The following is an 18,008-nucleotide window of genomic DNA, read 5'->3' as shown; positions in this document are numbered from 1 at the left end:
CCCCCGTCCTTCATCGGGGTATGAAGACCATGACCGTAACTGTTGCCACGCTCGGCTTTCCGCGGATCGGTCCGCGGCGCGAGCTTAAATTCGCGCTCGAGAAGTTCTGGAGCGGCAAGTCCACCGAGACCGAACTGCAGGAAGCCGCGCAGGGCCTGCGCGCCGCCGCCTGGGCCCGCCAGGCCGCGCTGGGCGCCGACTGGCTGCCGAGCAACGACTTCTCCTTCTACGACCATGTGCTCGACACCAGCCTGATGCTGGGCGCGATCCCGGAGCGCTACGACGTCGCCGCCGGCACCGCCGACCTGGCGACCTATTTCGCGATGGCGCGCGGCACCACGCGCGAGACCACGAGCTGCGCGCACAGCCATGGCCACACCGCGCAGGAAATGACCAAGTGGTTCGACACCAACTACCACTATATGGTCCCCGAGCTGGCGGCGGGGCAGAAGCTCGCCCTCTCCTCCTCCAAGATCGTCGACGAATATCGCGAGGCCAAGGCGCTGGGCTATGAGACGCGCCCGGTGCTGCTCGGCCCGGTCACCTGGCTGAGCCTGGCCAAGGGCCGCGACGTCGATCCGTTCGACTATCTCGACGAAGTGCTGGGCCTCTATTCGGCGGTGCTCACCCAGCTCCAGCATGCCGGCGCCGAATGGGTGCAGATCGACGAGCCGATCCTGACGACCGATCTCAACGAGCGCCAGCGCGCGGCGATCACCCGCGCCTATGCCAAGCTGCCGCGGCTGGGCCTGAACATCCTGCTCGCCACCTATTTCGGCGGGCTCGAGGATAATCTGACGCTGGCGGTGAACCTGCCAGTGGCCGGCCTGCACGTCGACCTGGTTCGCGCGCCCGATCAGCTCGACAAGGTGCTGGTGGCAGCGCCGAGGAAGCTGCTGCTCTCGCTCGGCGTGATCGACGGCCGCAACATCTGGCGCGCCGACCTGGAGAAGATCCTCGACCGGATCGAGCCGATCGCCGCGACGCGCGACCTGATCCTCGCGCCGTCCTGCTCGCTGCTCCATGTCCCGGTGGACCTCGCGCTGGAGACCAAGCTCGACGACGAGATCAAGCAGTGGCTCGCCTTCGCCGTGCAGAAGGTCGACGAACTGGTGACGTTGAAGGACGCACTCAACGCCGGGCGCGAAGCGGTCGCCGATAAGCTTGCCGCGTCCACGGCTGCCGCCGCGGCACGCAAGATCTCGCCGCGCATCCACGATCCGCTGGTCGCCGCGCGCACCGCTTCGGTGACGCTGGCGATGCGCGAACGCAAGTCGCCCTATGCCGCGCGCGCCGCGGTGCAGGCCGAGATGCTCGACCTGCCGCCCTTCCCCACCACCACGATCGGCTCGTTCCCGCAGACCGCCGAGGTGCGCCATGCCCGCGCCGAGCATAATCGCGGCAACCTGTCCGACGAGGCCTACACCCGGTTCCTGCGCGAGGAGACTGCGCGCACGGTGCGCTGGCAGGAGGAAGCCGGGATCGACATGCTCGTGCACGGCGAGTTCGAGCGCAACGACATGGTCCAGTATTTCGGCGAGCAGCTCGCCGGCTTCGCCTTCACGGTGAACGGCTGGGTCCAGTCCTATGGCTCGCGCTGCGTGCGCCCACCGATCCTGTTCGGCGACGTCTCGCGGCCCAGGCCGATGACCGTCGATTGGTGGCGCTATGCCCAGAGCCTGACGACCAAGCCGATGAAGGGGATGCTCACCGGGCCGGTGACGATCCTCAACTGGAGCTTCGTGCGCGACGACCAGCCGCGTTCGGCATCGTGCCAGCAGATTGCGCTGGCGATCCGCGACGAAGTGGTCGACCTGGAAGCGGCCGGCTGCAAGGCGATCCAGATCGACGAGGCAGCGCTGCGCGAGGGCCTGCCGCTGCGCAAGCGCGACTGGGCTGCCTATCTCGACTGGGCAGTGGACGCGTTCCGCCTCTCGGCGGCGGGCGTGGCGGATGCGACGCAGATCCACACGCACATGTGCTATTCGGAGTTCAACGACATCCTGCCGGCGATCGGCGCGATGGACACCGACGTGATCTCGATCGAGACCGCGCGCTCGCAGATGGAGCTGCTCGAGGGCTTTGCCGCCTATCGCTATCCCAGCGCGATCGGGCCGGGCGTGTACGACATCCACGCGCCGCGCGTGCCGGGTGTCGACGAGATGGTGAAGCTGATGCAGCTCGCCCAGGCGCATCTGGCGCCCGAGCAGTTGTGGGTAAACCCCGATTGCGGGCTCAAGACCCGGAAATGGGAAGAGGTGAAGCCGGCGATCGACGCGATGGTCGCGGCGGCGCGCCAGTTGCGCGTCCGCGTGGCGGAGCCGGCGTGATGGCGGGTGTCGTCCGCCTCATCGACATGGTGTTCCCGGGCGACACCAACCACCACGGCACGCTGTTCGGCGGCGTGGCGCTCGCGCACATGGACAAGGTGGCGTTCCTCGCCGCCTCGCGCCATGGCCGGGCGCCCTTCGTCACCGCCGCCTCCGAACGGATCGACTTCGCCGCCCCGGCGCTGAAGGGCGAACTGATCGAGGCGACGGGCAAGGTGGTCCGCGTCGGCACCCGCTCGCTCGATGTCGAGGTCGAGCTGGTCGCCGAGGCGCTGCTGAGCGGGGAGCGGCGTCTTTGTACGCGTGGCCGCTTCACGCTGGTGGCGCGCGAGGGTGGGCCGCTGCCCGCCCTCGCGTTGCCGGAGCCGGACCCCGAGGGTGTGCTGGTGATGGCCGACATGGTGTTCCCGCCCCAGACCAACCATTACGGCACGCTGTTCGGCGGCGAGGCGTTGCGGATGCTGGGCAAGGCGGCCTTCATCGCTTCCTCCCGCGACACGCGGAAAGTGATGGTGATGGCCGCATCCGAGCGCGTCGACTTCACCACGCCGATCCAGGAAGGCGAGATGATCGAGCTGGCGGCGCGCGTGGCGATGCGCGGCAACCGCTCGCAGCGCGTACGGGTGGAGTTGTGGGCAGAGGAACTGCTCAGCGGTGAAAGACGGCGCGCGGCATCGGCGGAATTCGTGATGGTTGCGACGGCTTCGGCGGAGAACTAGACAGCGGCAGGTGCGGAGCTTTGGTACCCCATGTTTCGGCCCGTGACGAAAGGATCGGGCCGAAGCAGGATTGCATCGTCCTCACCCCCAACCGCGAGTTTTCCCATGCTCAAGCTCGTAGCGTCCGCGTTGCTCCTGTCGCTCGCCCCCACCCTGCCCGCCGCGGCGCAGGACAGCGCGGGCATCATTCCCGAGCACGGCAATCCCGAAGCCGATGCCAAGAGCTGGATCACGCTGATCCGCAATTCGCCCGAGCGGGTGAAGACCAATTGCTGGAAGCTCGGCTGCATGGTGATCATCAACGAGACCGCCGGCTATGATGTGATCGGCTTCTACGTCGATTCCGCGAGCCCGGGCAAAAGCCCGCGCTGGAGCGAGAACCAGCTGCCCGACGCGCTGGAGCCGGCCAAGGCGACGCTGCGCTTCAAGACCGGCGGCAAGAACATGTGCAACCTGCCGGTGCGCTTCGTGCTGCGCCACCGCGAGACGCGCGAGAAGCTGGACGTGAACACCACGGGCAGCTTCTGCAGCTCGCCGCACGAGGACACGCTGATGCGCATCAAGCTGGAAGGCGGCGGCAAAGTGTATGTGCGCGGCGACGACGAGGCGCCGCCGGCCGACACGACGCATTGAGCGCGGCTCAGGCGGTGCCCGCGCTGTTCGCCAGCAGGCGGGGATCGATTCCCGCGCCGGCAAAGGCGACTGCCCAGCGATCCCCGGCATCGACTTCGTAGATCAGATCGGGCGTGCCATCGGTGTTGAACCAGCCGTGGCGCGCCATCTCGCCGTCGAGCTGGCCCTCGCCCCAGCCGGCATAGCCAAGCGCGACGAGATATTTGGACGGGCCGGTGCCCGCCGCGATCGCGCGCAGCACATCGACCGTGCCCGACAGCGCCCAGCGGCCGCCGACATCGATCGTGTCCTGCCCGCCCCAATCGGGCGAGTGGAGGACGAAACCGCGCCGCGGCTCGACCGGGCCGCCGAAATGCACCGGATGATCGGGCGCGACGCCGGGATCGATCTCGAACTGCCTGAGCAGGTCGTGGAAGCTCAGCCCCTCGATCGTGTCGCCGATGCCGATGCCCAGCGCGCCTTCCACGTCGTGCGCGCACATCGCGATCACCGCATGCTCGAAGCGGGGATCGCCGATGCCCGGCATGGCGAGAAGGAACTGGCCGGTGAGGAAGCGCGTCGAGTCCATCACCGATCAACGTAGCCGCACCGTTTCGGCTCCGCCACGCTTGAAAATCGCCGTGCACAAGCCGATTGGGACAGCGACTCGTTTCCCGAGTTTCCGAGGAGAGAAGAATGACCATCCAGGTTGGCGACCGCATCCCCAGCGTCAATTTCGTCAAGGTGACCGAGGGCGGCCCCGAGCAGATCAGCTCGGACGATTATTTCGCCGGCCGGAAGGTGGCGCTCTTCTCGGTGCCGGGTGCCTTCACCCCCACCTGCTCGGCCAAGCACCTGCCGGGCTTTGTCGAGAAGGCCGACGAGATCAAGGCGAAGGGCGTGGACGAAATCGCCTGCACCGCGGTCAACGACGCGTTCGTGATGGGCGCCTGGGGCAAGGCCAGCGGCGTCGAGGGCAAGGTGACGATGCTCGCCGACGGCAATGGCGACTTCCCCAAGGCGCTGGGCCTGACCATGGACGGATCGAAGTTCGGCATGGGCACGCGCGGCCAGCGCTTCTCGATGCTGGTCAACGACGGCGTGATCGAGCAGCTCAATGTCGAGGCGCCGGGCCAGTTCGAAGTGAGCTCGGCCGAATATCTGCTCGGCAAGCTGTGAGCTGAACGCGCCGGAAACACGGAGGCGTAACGGAACCGGGAGAGGCTCGCCGGAGTTGATTCGGCGAGCTTTTCAGAAAGGGACCGTCATGGCCGAGACTGACACCGCGACTGCAAACAGCACCCCCACCACGCTCGAGGAAGCAACCGAACAGGCGAAGAGCTTCCTCGCCCAGGCGCAGGAAGCGATCGGCGACGCGGTCGATGCCACCGTCACCGCAGTGAAGGAGCATCCGATCGCTGCAGCCGGCATCGCCGCCGGCGTGGCCGCCGCGGTAGGCGGCGCCGCCTATGCCGCCACGCAGCTGGGCGGCGAGAAGGAACCGGCGCCCAAGGCCAAGAAGTAAGCCGGATTTCTCCCTCCCCTTCGGGGAGGGACGGCAGCGGGCCGGGGCTTTGCCTCGGCCCCTGGTCTTGCCAGAGTCATTTTTGGCGCTTAGCCCTGAAAGATGACTCAAGCTTCCGATATCGTCGCAGACCTCGAGCGCCTCTACACCGCCTCGGTCAATCGCCTCAAAGCCGCACTCGACCGCTATATTGCCGACGGCACGCCGCCGGCGCCCGAAGACCGCACCGACGGCAGCTTCGCCTATCCCGAGCTGCGGTTGACCTATCGTGGCAGCAACGACCGCAACCGTCCCACCCCGCCGCGCTCGTTCGGCCGGCTGGTCGAGGAAGGCGAGTATCGCATCACCGTTACCAAGCCCGCGATGTTCGCGCGCTACCTCGTCGAGCAGCTGACGCTGCTGATGGAGGATTATGACGTCGAGGTGCATGCCGTCACCGGGCGGCAGGAAATCCCCTTCCCCTATGTGCTCGAGCCGAGCCATATCGCGGCGATGGACCAGATCTCGGTCACCGAGCTGGGCCGGCACTTCCCGGCGACCGAGCTGGCGCATATCGGCGACGAGATCGCCGACGGGCTGTGGATGTCGAGCGACGACACGCGCCCGCTGGCGCTGTTCGACGGGCTGCGCACCGATTTCTCGCTGGCGCGGCTGCGCCACTATACCGGCACCCCGGTCGAGCATTTCCAGCAATATATCCTGTTCACCAACTATCACCGCTATGTCGACGAGTTCGTCCGCTGGGCGATCGACCAGCTCGGGGAAGGCAGCCGCTTCACCAGCGTATCCGGCGCGGGCGGCATCCTGGTGGAAGCCGGCGACGATACCGACCGGCTGCTCAACGACAGCTCGGCGTGGCGGCGGCACCAGATGCCGGCCTATCACCTGATGGCCGAGGACGGATCGGGCATAACGCTGGTCAATATCGGCGTCGGCCCGTCCAACGCCAAGACGATCACCGATCACCTCGCGGTGCTGCGTCCCGAGGCGTGGATCATGATCGGGCATTGCGGCGGCCTGCGCCCCAGCCAGCGGATCGGCGACTATGTGCTCGCCCACGCCTATCTGCGCGACGATCACATCATGGACGATGTGCTGCCGCCCGAAATCCCGATCCCGGCGATCGCCGAAGTCCAGCTCGCACTCGCCCGCGCCGCCGGCACCATCTCCGGCCAGTCGGGCGACGAGCTCAAGCAGCGACTGCGCACCGGCACGATCGTCACCACCGACGACCGCAACTGGGAGCTGCGCTACTCGCAATCGGCGCTGCGCTTCTCGCTGAGCCGTGCGGTCGGCATCGACATGGAAAGCGCGACGCTGGCGGCGCAGGGATACCGGTTCCGCGTTCCCTATGGCACGTTGCTCTGCGTCTCGGACAAGCCGCTGCACGGCGAGCTCAAGCTGCCGGGCCAGGCCAATCTGTTCTACGAGCGGGCGATCGCCGAGCATCTCAAGATCGGCATCGAGACCTGCGAGGAGCTGCGCCGCGAAGGCGCCAAGCTGCATTCGCGCAAGCTGCGCGCGTTCAACGAGCCGCCGTTCAGATAAGGAGACGCACCATGGTCGATCCCGAGGAACAGCCCGAAGCCGAGGCGCCGCACGCGCACCAGCCCGACGGCACCGACAGCTCGGCGGAATGGGACGCGCAGATCGCCGACGAGAGCATGATCCCGGACAGCGATCCGCCGCAGGATTGATCCGCCATCCCGACGAGCGCCAGGATGGCGGCACCGTTTACCGGCTGAGCTGGAACTCCACCGCGAGATTGGCGGTGACGGTAACGCTGTCCGAGGCACCTGCCGGCTTGGGGGCGAACATCGAGATCAGCTCGAGGAAGAAGCTCATCGAGCCGGCGACCATGTCCTGCTTCTCGCTGATCCGGGCGATCGCGGCGCGGCGCAGGCCCAGCGTCTCGGCATAGCCGGCCGCCTCGCCGCGCGCCTTGGCAATGGCGTCCGCCTTGGCCCGGCGCGTGGGCCCGGCATAATCGTCGAGCAGGCCAATGACCTCGTCGGCCATCTTGCCGCCATTGGCCTCGACCGTCGGCTTGGCCGCCAGCGCGCCCGCGCGGGTGGGCGCATCGAACATCAGCGTCTCGCTAGCGGTCGATTGCGACTTCTCGTTCTCGTCGCCCAGATCGAGCGAGAAGCTCGTCTTGCCGCGCCCGGCAAAGGCCGAGAACAGGCTGGCGAGCGAATTGCCGTTGCCTGCGCCTTCGAGCGGCTTGCCCTCGCGAATGCCCTGGACGGTCAGCGCCTGGATCAGCTTGGCGCGGTTCGCCGCCAGCGCCACCTCGGCCGCCTTCTCGTTCGCGCCCTTGCCGGTGACCGTCACCGAAAAGCGGAAGCGGTTGGCGGGCACCTTGACCTGGCCGGTGGCGACGATCTCCACCGTCACCGGCCCTTCGACCGGGGCGGACTGGGCCATGGCCGCCTGCGGCAGCGCAACGACAGCGAATGCGAGCGCGTATCTGAGCATGTTGGAAATCCCCTCCATTCAAAGAAATAGGGGCGAGCCTGCGGCCCGCCCCTTCAAGGATCACCAGCCCTGGGGCTGGCCCTTGTTCTGCTGATCGAGCCAATTCTTCAGCGGCGCGAAATATTCGGCCATCGCCTTGCCCGAGATCTCGCGCGTGCCGGTGAATTCCTGCAGCGCGTCCGGCCAGGGCTTGGAGGCGCCCATCGCCAGCATTTTGTCGAGCTTCGCGCCCACTTCCTTGTTGCCGTAGAAGGAACAGCGGTGGAGCGGCCCCTTCCAGCCGGCCTGGTCGCACGCCGCTTTGTAGAACTGGAACTGGAGCACCCGTGCCAGGAAGTAGCGGGTATAGGGCGTGGTCGCCGGGATGTGGAACTTGGCGCCCGGATCGAACTTGCTCTCGTCGCGCGCCACCGGCGGTACGATGCCCTGATATTGCAGGCGCAGCTTGTCCCAGCCTGCCTGATAGCCGTTCGCCGGGATCTGGCCCGAGAATACGCCCCAGCGCCATTTGTCGACGAGCAGGCCGAAGGGCAGGAACGCCACCTTGTCCATCGCCTGGCGCAGCAGCAGGCCGGTGTCCTTGTCCGCGCTCGGCACCTGGCCCTTGTCGAGCAGACCGATCTGGACGAGGTAATCGGGCGTGATCGACAGCGCGACGAAATCGCCGATCGCTTCGTGGAAGCCGTCGTTCGCGCCATCGAGATAGAGATAGGACTGCTTGTTGTAGGCGCGCTGATAATAGTTGTGGCCGAGCTCGTGATGGATGGTCACGAAGTCATCGGCATTGACCTTGATGCACATCTTGATGCGCAGATCGTCGACATTGTCGATGTCCCAGGCCGAGGCATGGCAGACGACCTCGCGATCGGCGGGCTTCACGAACTGCGAGCGCTGCCAGAAGCTCTCAGGCAGCGGCGCGAAGCCGAGCGACGAGTAGAAGCCCTCGCCCGCCTTGACCATCTTGAGATGGTCATAGCCCTTGGCCTTGAGCAGCTCGCCCACGTCATAGCCGACATTGCCGGCACCGGCGGGTGCCACGATGTCGTAGATGTTGCCCCATTCCTGCGCCCACATGTTGCCGAGCAGATCGGCGCGGATCGGGCCGGTCTTGGCCTGGACGGCATCGCCATATTTCTCGTTGAGCTTGCGGCGCACATAGGTGTGGAGCGCAACGTAGAGCGGCTTGAGGTCGCTCCAGACCTTGTCGGTCATCGCCGCGAAGGCATCCGGATCCATGTCGTAGCCCGAACGCCACATCGCGCCGACATCGGCATAGCCCAGGCCCTTGGCGCCTTCATTGGCGATGCCGACCAGCTTGGCATAGTCGGGGCGCATCGGCGCGCCGACATTGTCGTTCCAGCTGACCCACATCTCCTTGAGCTTGGCGGGATCGCGGACCTCGCCCATCGCCGCTTCGATATCGCTGCCGTTGATCGGCTTGCCGTCGAGCGTGCCCTTGCCGGCGCCGTACATGCCGGTGATCTTGGCCGAGAGGCCGGCAAGCTCGTCGGCCGCGCCCGCGCGCACCGGAGCGGGCAGCACGATCTTGTTGCGCAGCATGCCGAGCTTGCGGCTGGTGTCGTAGTCGAGGCCCTGGACATTGGCGAACTTGGCGGCGCCAAGCGCAAGATCGACCTGAAGCTTGGTGAGCGTCGCGCCCTCGCGCGCGGTCATCGCTTCGGTGTCCTGGGTGATGAAGGTGTTGTACACCCAATCGGCGCGGGCAGCGATCACCCCCTGGGCGAACAGCTTCGCCTCGGCATCGGCGACGAACGCCTTGGCCTCGGCAGCGGTGGGAGTTGCGGACTGGCTGGTATCGCCGTCGCGGTCGCGTGCGCCGAGCGGCGCCGAGGCGAGCAGCGAGGCCAGCGCGAGCATCGAAATGCCGGTGCGGATCATGTGAAGATTTCCCCTGGGACTTTCTGGATGGCGGAACGATGCGCGCGCCCCGCCAGCCGGTCAAGCCGCCAGGAAATCGGCGATGGCGTCGCCCAGCTCCGGACGCGTCACCGCGCTCATATGGTTGCCGGGAATCTCGCGATAGGTCCCGTTCGGGATCAGGTCCGCCACCTCGTGCGCCTGGCCATTGTCGAAATCCTCGACTCCGGAAACGACCAAAGTCGGCTGCGCGATCGCGGCGATCGCGTCGCGCGGGGTGTCGACGAAGGTGTCGAGGATGCGGAGCAGCGCCTCGGGATCGCCCTTGGTGGTCTTGAGGAACGCCTCGGTCAGCCATTCGGGCGTACCGCGCTCGAAACTGCCGAGATTGGTGAGCACGCGGTGGAAATAGCGGCCGCGGCCCTGCGTATGGGTGAGCCCGTCGAGCCCCATGCCGGCGAGCACCACGCGGCGCGGCGCAGCGCCGTTGGCGAGCATCCGCACGATCGTGCGCGCGCCGAGCGAATAGCCGCCCAGATCATAATCGGCGAGGCCGAGATGGGCGATCAGCGCGAGCCCGTCCTGCATCAGCACATCGCGCGGATAGGATGCGGGATCGTGCGGCTTGGCGCTCTGCCCATGCCCACGCAGGTCGGGCATGATGACTCGCAGGCCCTTCGTCGCCAGCTTGGCGGCGTGGCCATATTTGATCCAGTTGACCTCGGCGGTGGAGAAATAGCCGTGGATCAGCACCACGGGGCGCGCGCCCTCGTTCCCCGGCCCCATCTCGGTCCAGGCCAGCTCGACGCCGTCGAAGCTTTGGAAGCGGTGCGTTTCAGTCGGGAAGCTTGCCAACTTTGTCCATCCAGCGTTTGACGACGTTCGGGTTCTCGTCGGTTCGGTATCGCGTGAGCCCGGTGGTGTCGAGCCACTGTTCGTGCATGCTCTCCACCCCGAAATGATGGACTGGACGGAAGCGATCGGGGGCATCGAAGCTGCCCACCGTCAGGTCCATATTCTCGCTGTCGGGGAATTCGAAGGTGAGCGGCGTGCCGCACTGGTAGCAGAAGCCGCGCCGCGCGATCGGCGAGGAGGCATAGCGCTCGGGCTCGCGTTCCCAGCGGACATCGGCCTTCTTCACGTTCTTGAACGCGATCGAGACGCCGCCGGTGGCGCGCTGGCACATCCGGCAATGACAGAGATAGGCTTCGTCATCGTGCACCGTCGCCGTGTAGCGCACCCGCCCGCACTGACAGCCGCCACGCATTTCCTCCGCCATGGTTCCAACTCCTGCAATTGCTGCATCGCAAAAAACAATCAGGTTGCCGATTGAAATCTATAAGCGTGCTTATTATGTGCGCCGCATGACCGAGAGTCTGGGCTTTCTTCTCAGCGATACCTCGCGCCTGTTGCGCCGCCGTTTCGACGAGCGCGCGCGTACCAGCGGCGCGAGTGTGGCGCAGTGGCGGGTGCTCAAGATCCTCTACCGCCACCCCGGCCTCAACCAGGGCCAGCTGGCGGAGCATCTCGAAGTCGAGCCGATCACCGCCTGCCGGATGATCGACCGGATGGAGGAAGCCGGCTTCGTCGAGCGCCGACGCGATCCCGCCGATCGCCGCGCCTGGCGGATCCACCTGACCGACAAGGCCAGCCCGGTGCTCGAAGAGCTGCAGGAGCTGGCCGCGGAATTGATCGAAGAAGCGCTCCAGGGGTTAAACTCCGAACAGCGTGACGCACTGATGGATGCGCTCCAGGCGCTCCGCAACAACCTGACCAACGTTCAAGAGGGCAAAGAGGCCGCACATGGCTGACGCAGATCCCAAGATCGAAACGTCCGAAGAGACCAAGATCACCATCCCGACCGAAGGCACCACCGTGCCCGAGGCGCCCGAGGCTCCGGCCAAGCCGAAGCGCAACCTGCTGCGCCCGCTGCTGATGTTCGGCGTGCCCGCGCTGCTGCTGGCGATCGTCGGCTATTTCTACCTGACGGGCGGCAACAGCGTCTCGACCGACAATGCCTATGTCCAGCAGGACAAGAGCTCGGTCTCGACCGATGTCGGCGGCCGCATCGTCGAGGTGGGCGTGAAGGAGAACCAGGCGGTCAAGGCCGGCGACCTGCTCTTCCGCATCGATCCGGAGCCCTACAAGATCGCCGTCGCCCAGGCACAGGCCGCGATCGCCGCGGCGCAGGTGCAGCTCAATACCGACCAGGTGAGCTTCCAGGGCAAGGGCGCCGACATCCAGGCGGCGCAGGACGCGATCCAGAACGCCCAGGAGAATTACGACCGCCAGAACGCGCTGATGAAGCAGGGCTTCACCACCCGCGCGAACTTCCAGTCCGCCCAGCACGCGCTCGAACAGGCCCGCGCCCAGTTGCAGAACGCGCAGGCCAGCGCCAACGAGGCGCGCGCCAAGATCGCCACCGGCGCCGCCGTGCCGGGCGAGAACCCGCAGATCGCCGCGGCCCGCGTGCAGCTGAGCAAGGCGCTGCTCGACCTACAGCGCACCACCGTGGTCGCCCCGGTCGACGGCATCGTCAGCCAGACCAAGAGCCTGCAGGTGGGCCAGCAGATGATCACCGGCCTTGCCGCCGTGACGATCGTCTCCAGCAAGCCGGCCTGGATCGACGCGAACTTCAAGGAGACCGATCTCAACAAGATGCGGGTCGGCCAGTGCGCGATCGTCAGCTTCGATGCCTATCCGGGCCTGGAGCTGAAAGGCCATGTCGAGTCGCTCGGTGCCGGCACCGGCTCGGAATTCTCGGTGCTCCCCGCGCAGAACGCCAACGGCAACTGGGTGAAGGTCACCCAGCGCGTGCCGGTGCGCATCGCGATCGACGACAAGAGCCCCCGCGCGCTGATCGCCGGCCTCTCGGCCGACGTGAAGGTCGTGTTCAAGGGAGCCTGCAACTGAAATGGCGACGGCAGCCCCCGGCCGCGCCACCAGGGCGGGTGAGGCGTCCCCCTCTACGCCTCCCCGCCCGCAAGCTGGCGGCGCCGCTCTCCCGGTAAAGTACAAGGGCCTGCTGACCCTCGGCGTCATGATGGCGACGATCATGCAGATCCTCGACACGACGATCGCCAACGTCGCGATCCCGCACATGCAGGCGTCGCTCGGCGCCACGCGCGACACGATCAACTGGGTGCTGACGAGCTACATCGTCGCCTCGGCGATCGCGATCCCTATCACCGGCTGGCTTTCGGACCGGATCGGCTCGCGCAACCTGTTCCTGATCTCCACCGTCGGCTTCATCGTCGCCTCCGCGCTGTGCGGCGCGGCGCAGACGCTCGAGGAGATGGTGCTGTTCCGGCTGCTCCAGGGCGTCTCGGCGGCGTTCCTCAACCCGCTCAGCCAGACGGTGATGCTCGACATCAACGCGCCCAAGGACCAGGGCAAGGCGATGTCGATCTGGGGCATGGGCATCATGGTCGGCCCGATCATGGGCCCGCTGATCGGCGGCTATCTGACCGACAATTTCGACTGGCGCTGGGTGTTCTACGTCAACCTGCCGGTGGGCGTGATCTGCTTCGCGATCCTGTGGTGGCTCCTCCCCTCACGCCCGATCCGCAAGCGCCAGTTCGACGTGTTCGGCTTCACCCTGCTCGCCATCGGCATCGGCTCGCTCCAGCTGATGCTCGACCGCGGCCAGGATCAGGACTGGTTCTCCTCGACCGAGATCTGGATCGAAATGCTGTTCTCGGTGATCGCGCTGTGGATGTTCGTCGTCCATCTGTTCACCGGCAAGAACCCGATGTTCGAGCGCGAGCTGTGGAAGCATCGCAACCTCGTCACCGGCATCTTCTTCATGATGGTGATCGGCCTGGTGATGATGGCGACGATGGCGCTGCTGCCGCCGATGCTGCAGAACATCTACGGCTATTCGGTGTTCGACACCGGCCTGCTGCTGATGCCGCGCGGCGTGGGCGTGGTGCTGACCATGTTCGTCGGCGCGCAGCTGATCCAGCGCGGCTGGCTCGATCCGCGCTGGTCGGTGGGAATCGGCCTGGCAATCGCCGCAGTATCGCTGTGGGAAATGTCGGGCTGGACGATCGAGATGGGCAGCACGCCCTTCATCATCTCGGGCTTCATCCAGGGCCTGGGCCTGGGCCTGGTGTTCATGCCGCTGAACGGCCTGGCCTTTGCCGGCCTGCCCCCGCATTTCCGCACCGAAGGCTCGAGCCTGCTCAACCTGACCCGCAACATCGGCGCATCGGTGGGCATCTCCGCGGTCAGCGCGATCCTGGCGCAGAACATCCAGCGCAGCCACCAGTATCTGGGCGAGCACGTCACCGCGACGACGATGAACGGCATCGCCTCGATCATCCCGGGCCTGGGCCAGCAGGGCGCGCTGGTCACCGGGCTGATCGATGCGGAAGTGAACCGGCAGGCGGCGATGATCGCCTATCTCAACGACTTCTGGCTGATGGCGATCGTGACCGCGGTCAGCGTGCCGCTGGTGGTGCTGCTGCAGAAGCCGGGCGCGCCGATGAAGAACGATCCGTCGGCGGCGGGGCACTGAGCCCCGCCTCGTGCGGGATATGTCCAGCTTCGTCGCGGATCGGGCGCCCTTCGCAGCCCCATGCTGCCCTTCGCCCCTTTCCGCCCGGTATCTGGCCGGGTTCGACGGAAAGGAATGCGATCGATGCTTCGCCTGCTCCTGCTGGGAACCGCGCTGAGCGCCCTGACCATGACCGCGGCATCCGCGCAGACCCTGTCGCAGGTCGGCGACCAGGCAGCGAAGGACGTAGCGAAGAACCGGCGCGAGGCGGCGGAAACGCTCGACAAGGGCGTGCGCGGACAACTGGATGCCAAGCAGATCCGCGGGCTTTCGGAGCCGGGATCGCCCGCGGACATCGTCGCCAAGATGGGTGTCGACCCCAACTCCGAGCAGGGCCAGGCCTATATCACCGTGCTGGAGGCCCAGCGCGCCAGCCTGGGCACCGCGCCGGACATCGACATGAAGTGCATGCCGGGGGCGGTGAACAACGATAGCGGCATGGCGCAGGGCGAGGTGTTCATCCAGCAGTATCTGGCAGCGCTTTCGGCCGGCAACGCGCAGGGGATCAAGGACGCGGTGCGGCGGGGACAGGACAACACCGCGCTGATGAACCATGTTACCGCGAGCACGCCGGGTACCGACTGCGCGAGCAAGACGACCAAGACGAATACGGGCGAACGGCGAAGCGCAGGCGCGAAGGTCATCAACGTGCAGGGTGGCGCTGGGGCCGAAAAGAGTGATGCGATGATCCGCGCCGATGCGGAACGGCGCTTCGCAAAGGCAGAGCGCCTGCGAGAAGCATTGGTGCAGGACCCGGCAAATGAAGCAAAGCGCGAGGCGGTCAAGGCCGCGCTACGCGAGGCCAACGATTATTACATCGGCACGGGCCTGGGACCGGACGAATATGAGAAGCGCCTGGCTCAATTCATGGAAACCTCAAAGGCACTGGCCCTAGAGGAAGGTGAGCGTCGCCTCCAGGCCATCTGGCACCAATGGTCCGATCTAATCAGCGATCCCGCCAGCATGCCGAAGCAGGCCGCGCTGGAAGATGCGCTCTACCCAGTAGAGGACTATTACATCAAGTCGGGCCTCGGCGAAGAGGCTTTCCAGGAGAGAATGGAAAAATTCGCCGAAGATTCAGAAGACTACATCAACGAAGTTGCTGATAACCGCGTAAGATCCCTCACGGAAACCCTGGCCTCCATAGAAAGAGATCCGGACAATAAGGTTCTCAGAAACTATCTGATAGAACACCTCAACGAGACACAGGATTATTACGACGCAGCCGGGCTGGGCCAAAAATCGCTGGAAGATAAACTCGCCAAGTCGGGATTGTCCTCGTCAAAAATCGCTTCGGACGAAGGAAACCGTCTCCTCGAGGATTTGGACGACCTGCGATATGAGACGGTGATGCATCCGGAGAGGCAGGACAAGCAGGAAGCGTTGCAGGATGCGTTGGACAATCTACGCGGATACTATCTGACAAACAACCTTGGCGAAAAGGCATATCAAGACCGCATCGCCGAATATAAGGCAGAAAATCAAAGGCGTGTCGCCGAGCAAGGTGAAATACGCTTCAGCGTGGCCGAGCACATGCGCGAATATGCCCGAGAGCGCCCCAATGATGCGAATGCGCAGGCTATGGCAGCACAGTCGCTCAGCGATGCGCACAGCTATTATAGTCGAAGCAGTCTGGGCGAAGATGCTTATTTCGCGCGACTTGAACAGTTCCAGACTCCGTCCCAGACATCGGAGGCGATCGCGGATGCCACCTCCCCAAAGGACATGGGCCAGCGCACCCCTTAATTAGGCAAGGGCGCTGGGCCGACCGGACGGACCTTCATTCCCCTGCCCGCCTCGCCCCGCCGGAACGGCTGCAGCTTGACATAGGCAAGGCTGCGCCACGCCCATTCTAACGGGCCGCTGACGAAGTAGCGCATCCAGATATTGGCGAGGACCACCAGCACGACAATCCCGATCGTCGAGATCGCCGCCATCTGGGCCCAGCCGAACCGCCCCCACAGGTTGAAGCCCCAGGGCGCGAACAGAATGTACATCCCCGCGATCTGCTGGAGGAAATAGAGCGAGAAGGCCATGCGGCCCGGCGCCTTGAACACGCCGAGCAGAGCGGCGCCGGCGCGGCTCTTCACCGCGAGGTTCACCGCCGCCAGATGCCCCAGTCCGATCGCGATCCGCGCGAACTCGCCGGTGACCCACAGGCTGCGCGGGCCGGGCAGGAAACCGAGCGTCTCCGACAGGCCGACCGCCCGAGCGGTGAGCCCGAAGCCGTAGCCGGCGAGCAGCAGCCAGGCATAAAAGCGTGTGCTCCGCTGCCCCTGGATCACGCCCCATTTCCACAGCGCGACACCGATCAGCATCGTGCAGAAGGCCTCGAGCACGTCCCAGACCAGCCACAGGCTGGCGAGGTAGCTCCAATAGCTCCAGGCTTCCTTGGCATAGGGCAGCCAGCCGCCCTGATGCGCCTGGTGCTCGCGCGCGACCAGCACGGCATCGGGCTTGTGCGTAGCGAGCTTGCGCCACTCCGCTACCGCGGCAGGCTCGCCGGCCTCGACCCGCTGCACCAGCTCGGTGCGCGCGGCATATTCGCGGGCGCCATATTCGGGGATGCCGATGCCGGTGAGCACCGCCCAGCCCAGCCCGAGCGCCACCAGGGTCTTCGGGCCCAGCAGGCGGAACGGGAAGAGGAACAGCGCCGCCAGCGCATAGATGTGGAGGATGTCGCCCGGCCAGAGCAGCACGAACACGTCGAACAGTCCAAAGGCGAGCAGCCAGAGATTGCGGCGATAATAGAGATCGGCGACCGCCACCGGCCCGTCCGGCACCATCGCCTTGCGCACCAGCACCATCATCCCGGCGCCGAACAGGAATTCGAGCAGGCAGCGCTGGGTGCCGGCGAAGAACAGGTTGATCGCCGTCCAGGCAGCCTGGTCCGGCACCGTCCAGCCGATCAGGCGGACATCGGCCGAGAAGGTCCAGACGCTCGCCGCCATATAGGGCACGTTGATGTAGAAGATGCCGAGGATCGCGATCCCGCGCAGCATGTCGAGCACATCGATGCGCGCATTGCCGCGCACCGGCGCCAAATCGGCATTGCTGTTTTCGACCACGACGCGACCCACCCGAAAGAAGGGGCATCATTTAACGTGGATCAGTCAATTCCCGGTAAAGAGCGCTCCAGTCGCATGCGGATCGTCCATCGTCGCGCCATCTCGCCCGGTGCATCGATTCAGGATAGGATCGGGGCAAGGAAAGAGGGGATGAAGATGCGGTTCAAGTTGCTCGCCATGGTTTCTGCCGCGCTCGTGCTGGGCGCCGCGGCCCCGCCTCGCCCCGCCCCCATCGAGCAGCTCGACGTGGCGCTGCACGAACTGACCCCGGCCAGCGCGGAATTCACCGTCGCCACCATTCCGGACGGCGAGCGCGGCGTCTTTGCCCGGGCTCGGGCCGATCGCATCGAAGTCGATCCCGACGCGCTGGCGCTGGTCGAAGACAAGCAGAGCGCCCGCGCGCTCGCCGCGATGCTGCTCAGCTATTTTGCGATGCCCGATCCCGAGCGGCTGACCACCAGCCCCTCGCGCGTCGGCACCGTCGCCGCGGCGGCCGGCGTGATCCTGCTCGGCACCAAGGTGATCGATCCCACCGACAAGAAGGTTTATGGCAATGACGATCCGGGCCACCCGGCCCTGGAGCTCGGCTGGTTCCCGCCCTCGCGGGTGAACGCCGCGGACGGCGCCGTCCGTGCCTCGCGCATGGTGGCGATGCTCAACAAGGCCGGCGGCTGCTCCGGCCCGCTCGCCGACCTGCTGGGCGCCGCGGAGAAGCTCGGCAACCGCGAGGCGCTCGCGCTTTCGCGCCGCGTGCGCAAGGATCTAGGCAGCTCGATCTACCCGCCCGATTACAGCTGCGAGGGCTGACCGGCATTCCTTCGGCACAGCAGCTAAAGGCAC

General features: G+C 66.0%; 18 protein-coding genes. 12 read left to right on the top strand and 6 right to left on the bottom strand.

What is annotated here, in order from left to right; translation table 11 throughout:
* Positions 1–29: 29 nt before the first annotated feature.
* The 3 genes from metE (at position 30) to P6144_RS02195 (ending at position 3,682) form a co-directional block, all read left to right on the top strand.
* Complete coding sequence (gene metE, locus P6144_RS02205; RefSeq protein ID WP_277766085.1) at positions 30–2,330, top strand: 5-methyltetrahydropteroyltriglutamate--homocysteine S-methyltransferase; 2,301 nt, start codon at positions 30–32, stop codon at positions 2,328–2,330.
* Entirely contained in the window at positions 2,330–3,049 is a 720-nt protein-coding gene (locus P6144_RS02200) for a hotdog domain-containing protein (protein ID WP_277766084.1), read from the top strand. The genes metE and P6144_RS02200 overlap by 1 nt, the downstream gene beginning before the upstream one ends.
* Before the next feature lie 105 nt (positions 3,050–3,154).
* Positions 3,155–3,682 carry a hypothetical protein gene (locus P6144_RS02195; RefSeq protein ID WP_277766083.1) on the top strand — a complete coding sequence of 176 codons (528 nt, stop codon included), beginning with the start codon at positions 3,155–3,157 and terminating at the stop codon, positions 3,680–3,682.
* Between the two features lie 7 nt (positions 3,683–3,689).
* Here the strand turns inward: P6144_RS02195 and P6144_RS02190 are convergent, their stop codons facing one another.
* A complete protein-coding gene (locus P6144_RS02190) occupies positions 3,690–4,250 on the bottom strand; it encodes a YqgE/AlgH family protein (protein WP_277766082.1) in 561 nt (186 codons plus the stop codon).
* A gap of 107 nt (positions 4,251–4,357) precedes the next feature.
* On the opposite strand from P6144_RS02190, the gene P6144_RS02185 reads away from it, so the two are divergent.
* The 4 genes from P6144_RS02185 (at position 4,358) to P6144_RS02170 (ending at position 6,883) form a co-directional block, all read left to right on the top strand.
* Positions 4,358–4,840 (top strand): peroxiredoxin, encoded by a 483-nt coding sequence (locus P6144_RS02185; RefSeq protein ID WP_277766081.1) that lies wholly within the window; start codon positions 4,358–4,360, stop codon positions 4,838–4,840.
* Positions 4,841–4,928: 88 nt separating this feature from the next.
* On the top strand, positions 4,929–5,186 hold the full coding sequence (locus P6144_RS02180) for a hypothetical protein (RefSeq protein ID WP_277766080.1): 258 nt from the start codon (positions 4,929–4,931) through the stop codon (positions 5,184–5,186).
* Between the two features lie 102 nt (positions 5,187–5,288).
* Positions 5,289–6,734: an AMP nucleosidase gene (locus tag P6144_RS02175; protein WP_277766079.1), complete on the top strand. Its 1,446-nt coding sequence runs from the start codon at positions 5,289–5,291 to the stop codon at positions 6,732–6,734.
* 11 nt (positions 6,735–6,745) lie between these two features.
* Positions 6,746–6,883, top strand: a complete 138-nt coding sequence (locus P6144_RS02170) for a hypothetical protein (protein WP_277766078.1) — start codon at positions 6,746–6,748, stop codon at positions 6,881–6,883.
* A gap of 37 nt (positions 6,884–6,920) precedes the next feature.
* Here the strand turns inward: P6144_RS02170 and P6144_RS02165 are convergent, their stop codons facing one another.
* The 4 genes from P6144_RS02165 to P6144_RS02150 are packed head-to-tail and all read right to left on the bottom strand — an operon-like array spanning position 6,921 to position 10,821.
* Positions 6,921–7,664: an SIMPL domain-containing protein gene (locus P6144_RS02165; RefSeq protein ID WP_277766077.1), complete on the bottom strand. Its 744-nt coding sequence runs from the start codon at positions 7,662–7,664 to the stop codon at positions 6,921–6,923.
* 60 nt (positions 7,665–7,724) lie between these two features.
* Positions 7,725–9,563 carry a M2 family metallopeptidase gene (locus tag P6144_RS02160; RefSeq protein WP_277766076.1) on the bottom strand — a complete coding sequence of 613 codons (1,839 nt, stop codon included), beginning with the start codon at positions 9,561–9,563 and terminating at the stop codon, positions 7,725–7,727.
* Positions 9,564–9,623: 60 nt separating this feature from the next.
* Positions 9,624–10,397: an alpha/beta hydrolase gene (locus P6144_RS02155; RefSeq protein WP_277766075.1), complete on the bottom strand. Its 774-nt coding sequence runs from the start codon at positions 10,395–10,397 to the stop codon at positions 9,624–9,626.
* Positions 10,378–10,821 carry a GFA family protein gene (locus tag P6144_RS02150; protein ID WP_277766074.1) on the bottom strand — a complete coding sequence of 148 codons (444 nt, stop codon included), beginning with the start codon at positions 10,819–10,821 and terminating at the stop codon, positions 10,378–10,380. The genes P6144_RS02155 and P6144_RS02150 overlap by 20 nt, the downstream gene beginning before the upstream one ends.
* A gap of 85 nt (positions 10,822–10,906) precedes the next feature.
* Here P6144_RS02150 and P6144_RS02145 point away from each other — a divergent pair, with 85 nt between their 5' ends.
* The 4 genes from P6144_RS02145 to P6144_RS02130 all read left to right on the top strand — a co-directional run bounded on the left by P6144_RS02145 (position 10,907) and on the right by P6144_RS02130 (position 15,846).
* On the top strand, positions 10,907–11,353 hold the full coding sequence (locus P6144_RS02145) for a MarR family transcriptional regulator (protein ID WP_277766073.1): 447 nt from the start codon (positions 10,907–10,909) through the stop codon (positions 11,351–11,353).
* Complete coding sequence (locus P6144_RS02140; RefSeq protein WP_277766072.1) at positions 11,346–12,455, top strand: HlyD family secretion protein; 1,110 nt, start codon at positions 11,346–11,348, stop codon at positions 12,453–12,455. The genes P6144_RS02145 and P6144_RS02140 overlap by 8 nt, the downstream gene beginning before the upstream one ends.
* 1 nt (position 12,456) lies before the next feature.
* Positions 12,457–14,061, top strand: a complete 1,605-nt coding sequence (locus tag P6144_RS02135) for a DHA2 family efflux MFS transporter permease subunit (RefSeq protein WP_277766071.1) — start codon at positions 12,457–12,459, stop codon at positions 14,059–14,061.
* Between the two features lie 123 nt (positions 14,062–14,184).
* Entirely contained in the window at positions 14,185–15,846 is a 1,662-nt protein-coding gene (locus P6144_RS02130) for a hypothetical protein (protein WP_277766070.1), read from the top strand.
* On the opposite strand, the gene P6144_RS02125 is transcribed toward P6144_RS02130, so the two are convergent.
* A complete protein-coding gene (locus tag P6144_RS02125; protein WP_277766069.1) occupies positions 15,843–17,180 on the bottom strand; it encodes a DUF418 domain-containing protein in 1,338 nt (445 codons plus the stop codon). The two genes, P6144_RS02130 and P6144_RS02125, sit on opposite strands and share 4 nt — an antisense overlap.
* Before the next feature lie 138 nt (positions 17,181–17,318).
* Here P6144_RS02125 and P6144_RS02120 point away from each other — a divergent pair, with 138 nt between their 5' ends.
* Positions 17,319–17,975 (top strand): hypothetical protein, encoded by a 657-nt coding sequence (locus P6144_RS02120; protein WP_277766068.1) that lies wholly within the window; start codon positions 17,319–17,321, stop codon positions 17,973–17,975.
* The last annotated feature ends 33 nt before the right edge of the window (positions 17,976–18,008 follow it).

Source organism: Sphingomonas sp. HITSZ_GF, assembly GCF_029543155.1.
Taxonomy (GTDB): Bacteria; Pseudomonadota; Alphaproteobacteria; order Sphingomonadales; family Sphingomonadaceae; genus Sphingomonas.
This window is presented reverse-complemented; position numbering and strand designations above follow the sequence as displayed.

What these genes read in the sequence shown, in the direction of transcription:
- metE (WP_277766085.1), top strand. Translation starts at nt 30, where the DNA reads ATGACCGTAACTGTTGCCACGCTCGGCTTTCCGCGGATCGGTCCGCGG.
- P6144_RS02200 (WP_277766084.1), top strand. Translation starts at nt 2,330, where the DNA reads ATGGCGGGTGTCGTCCGCCTCATCGACATGGTGTTCCCGGGCGACACC.
- P6144_RS02195 (WP_277766083.1), top strand. Translation starts at nt 3,155, where the DNA reads ATGCTCAAGCTCGTAGCGTCCGCGTTGCTCCTGTCGCTCGCCCCCACC.
- P6144_RS02190 (WP_277766082.1), bottom strand. Translation starts at nt 4,250, where the DNA reads ATGGACTCGACGCGCTTCCTCACCGGCCAGTTCCTTCTCGCCATGCCG.
- P6144_RS02185 (WP_277766081.1), top strand. Translation starts at nt 4,358, where the DNA reads ATGACCATCCAGGTTGGCGACCGCATCCCCAGCGTCAATTTCGTCAAG.
- P6144_RS02180 (WP_277766080.1), top strand. Translation starts at nt 4,929, where the DNA reads ATGGCCGAGACTGACACCGCGACTGCAAACAGCACCCCCACCACGCTC.
- P6144_RS02175 (WP_277766079.1), top strand. Translation starts at nt 5,289, where the DNA reads ATGACTCAAGCTTCCGATATCGTCGCAGACCTCGAGCGCCTCTACACC.
- P6144_RS02170 (WP_277766078.1), top strand. Translation starts at nt 6,746, where the DNA reads ATGGTCGATCCCGAGGAACAGCCCGAAGCCGAGGCGCCGCACGCGCAC.
- P6144_RS02165 (WP_277766077.1), bottom strand. Translation starts at nt 7,664, where the DNA reads ATGCTCAGATACGCGCTCGCATTCGCTGTCGTTGCGCTGCCGCAGGCG.
- P6144_RS02160 (WP_277766076.1), bottom strand. Translation starts at nt 9,563, where the DNA reads ATGATCCGCACCGGCATTTCGATGCTCGCGCTGGCCTCGCTGCTCGCC.
- P6144_RS02150 (WP_277766074.1), bottom strand. Translation starts at nt 10,821, where the DNA reads ATGGCGGAGGAAATGCGTGGCGGCTGTCAGTGCGGGCGGGTGCGCTAC.
- P6144_RS02145 (WP_277766073.1), top strand. Translation starts at nt 10,907, where the DNA reads ATGACCGAGAGTCTGGGCTTTCTTCTCAGCGATACCTCGCGCCTGTTG.
- P6144_RS02140 (WP_277766072.1), top strand. Translation starts at nt 11,346, where the DNA reads ATGGCTGACGCAGATCCCAAGATCGAAACGTCCGAAGAGACCAAGATC.
- P6144_RS02135 (WP_277766071.1), top strand. Translation starts at nt 12,457, where the DNA reads ATGGCGACGGCAGCCCCCGGCCGCGCCACCAGGGCGGGTGAGGCGTCC.
- P6144_RS02130 (WP_277766070.1), top strand. Translation starts at nt 14,185, where the DNA reads ATGCTTCGCCTGCTCCTGCTGGGAACCGCGCTGAGCGCCCTGACCATG.
- P6144_RS02120 (WP_277766068.1), top strand. Translation starts at nt 17,319, where the DNA reads ATGAAGATGCGGTTCAAGTTGCTCGCCATGGTTTCTGCCGCGCTCGTG.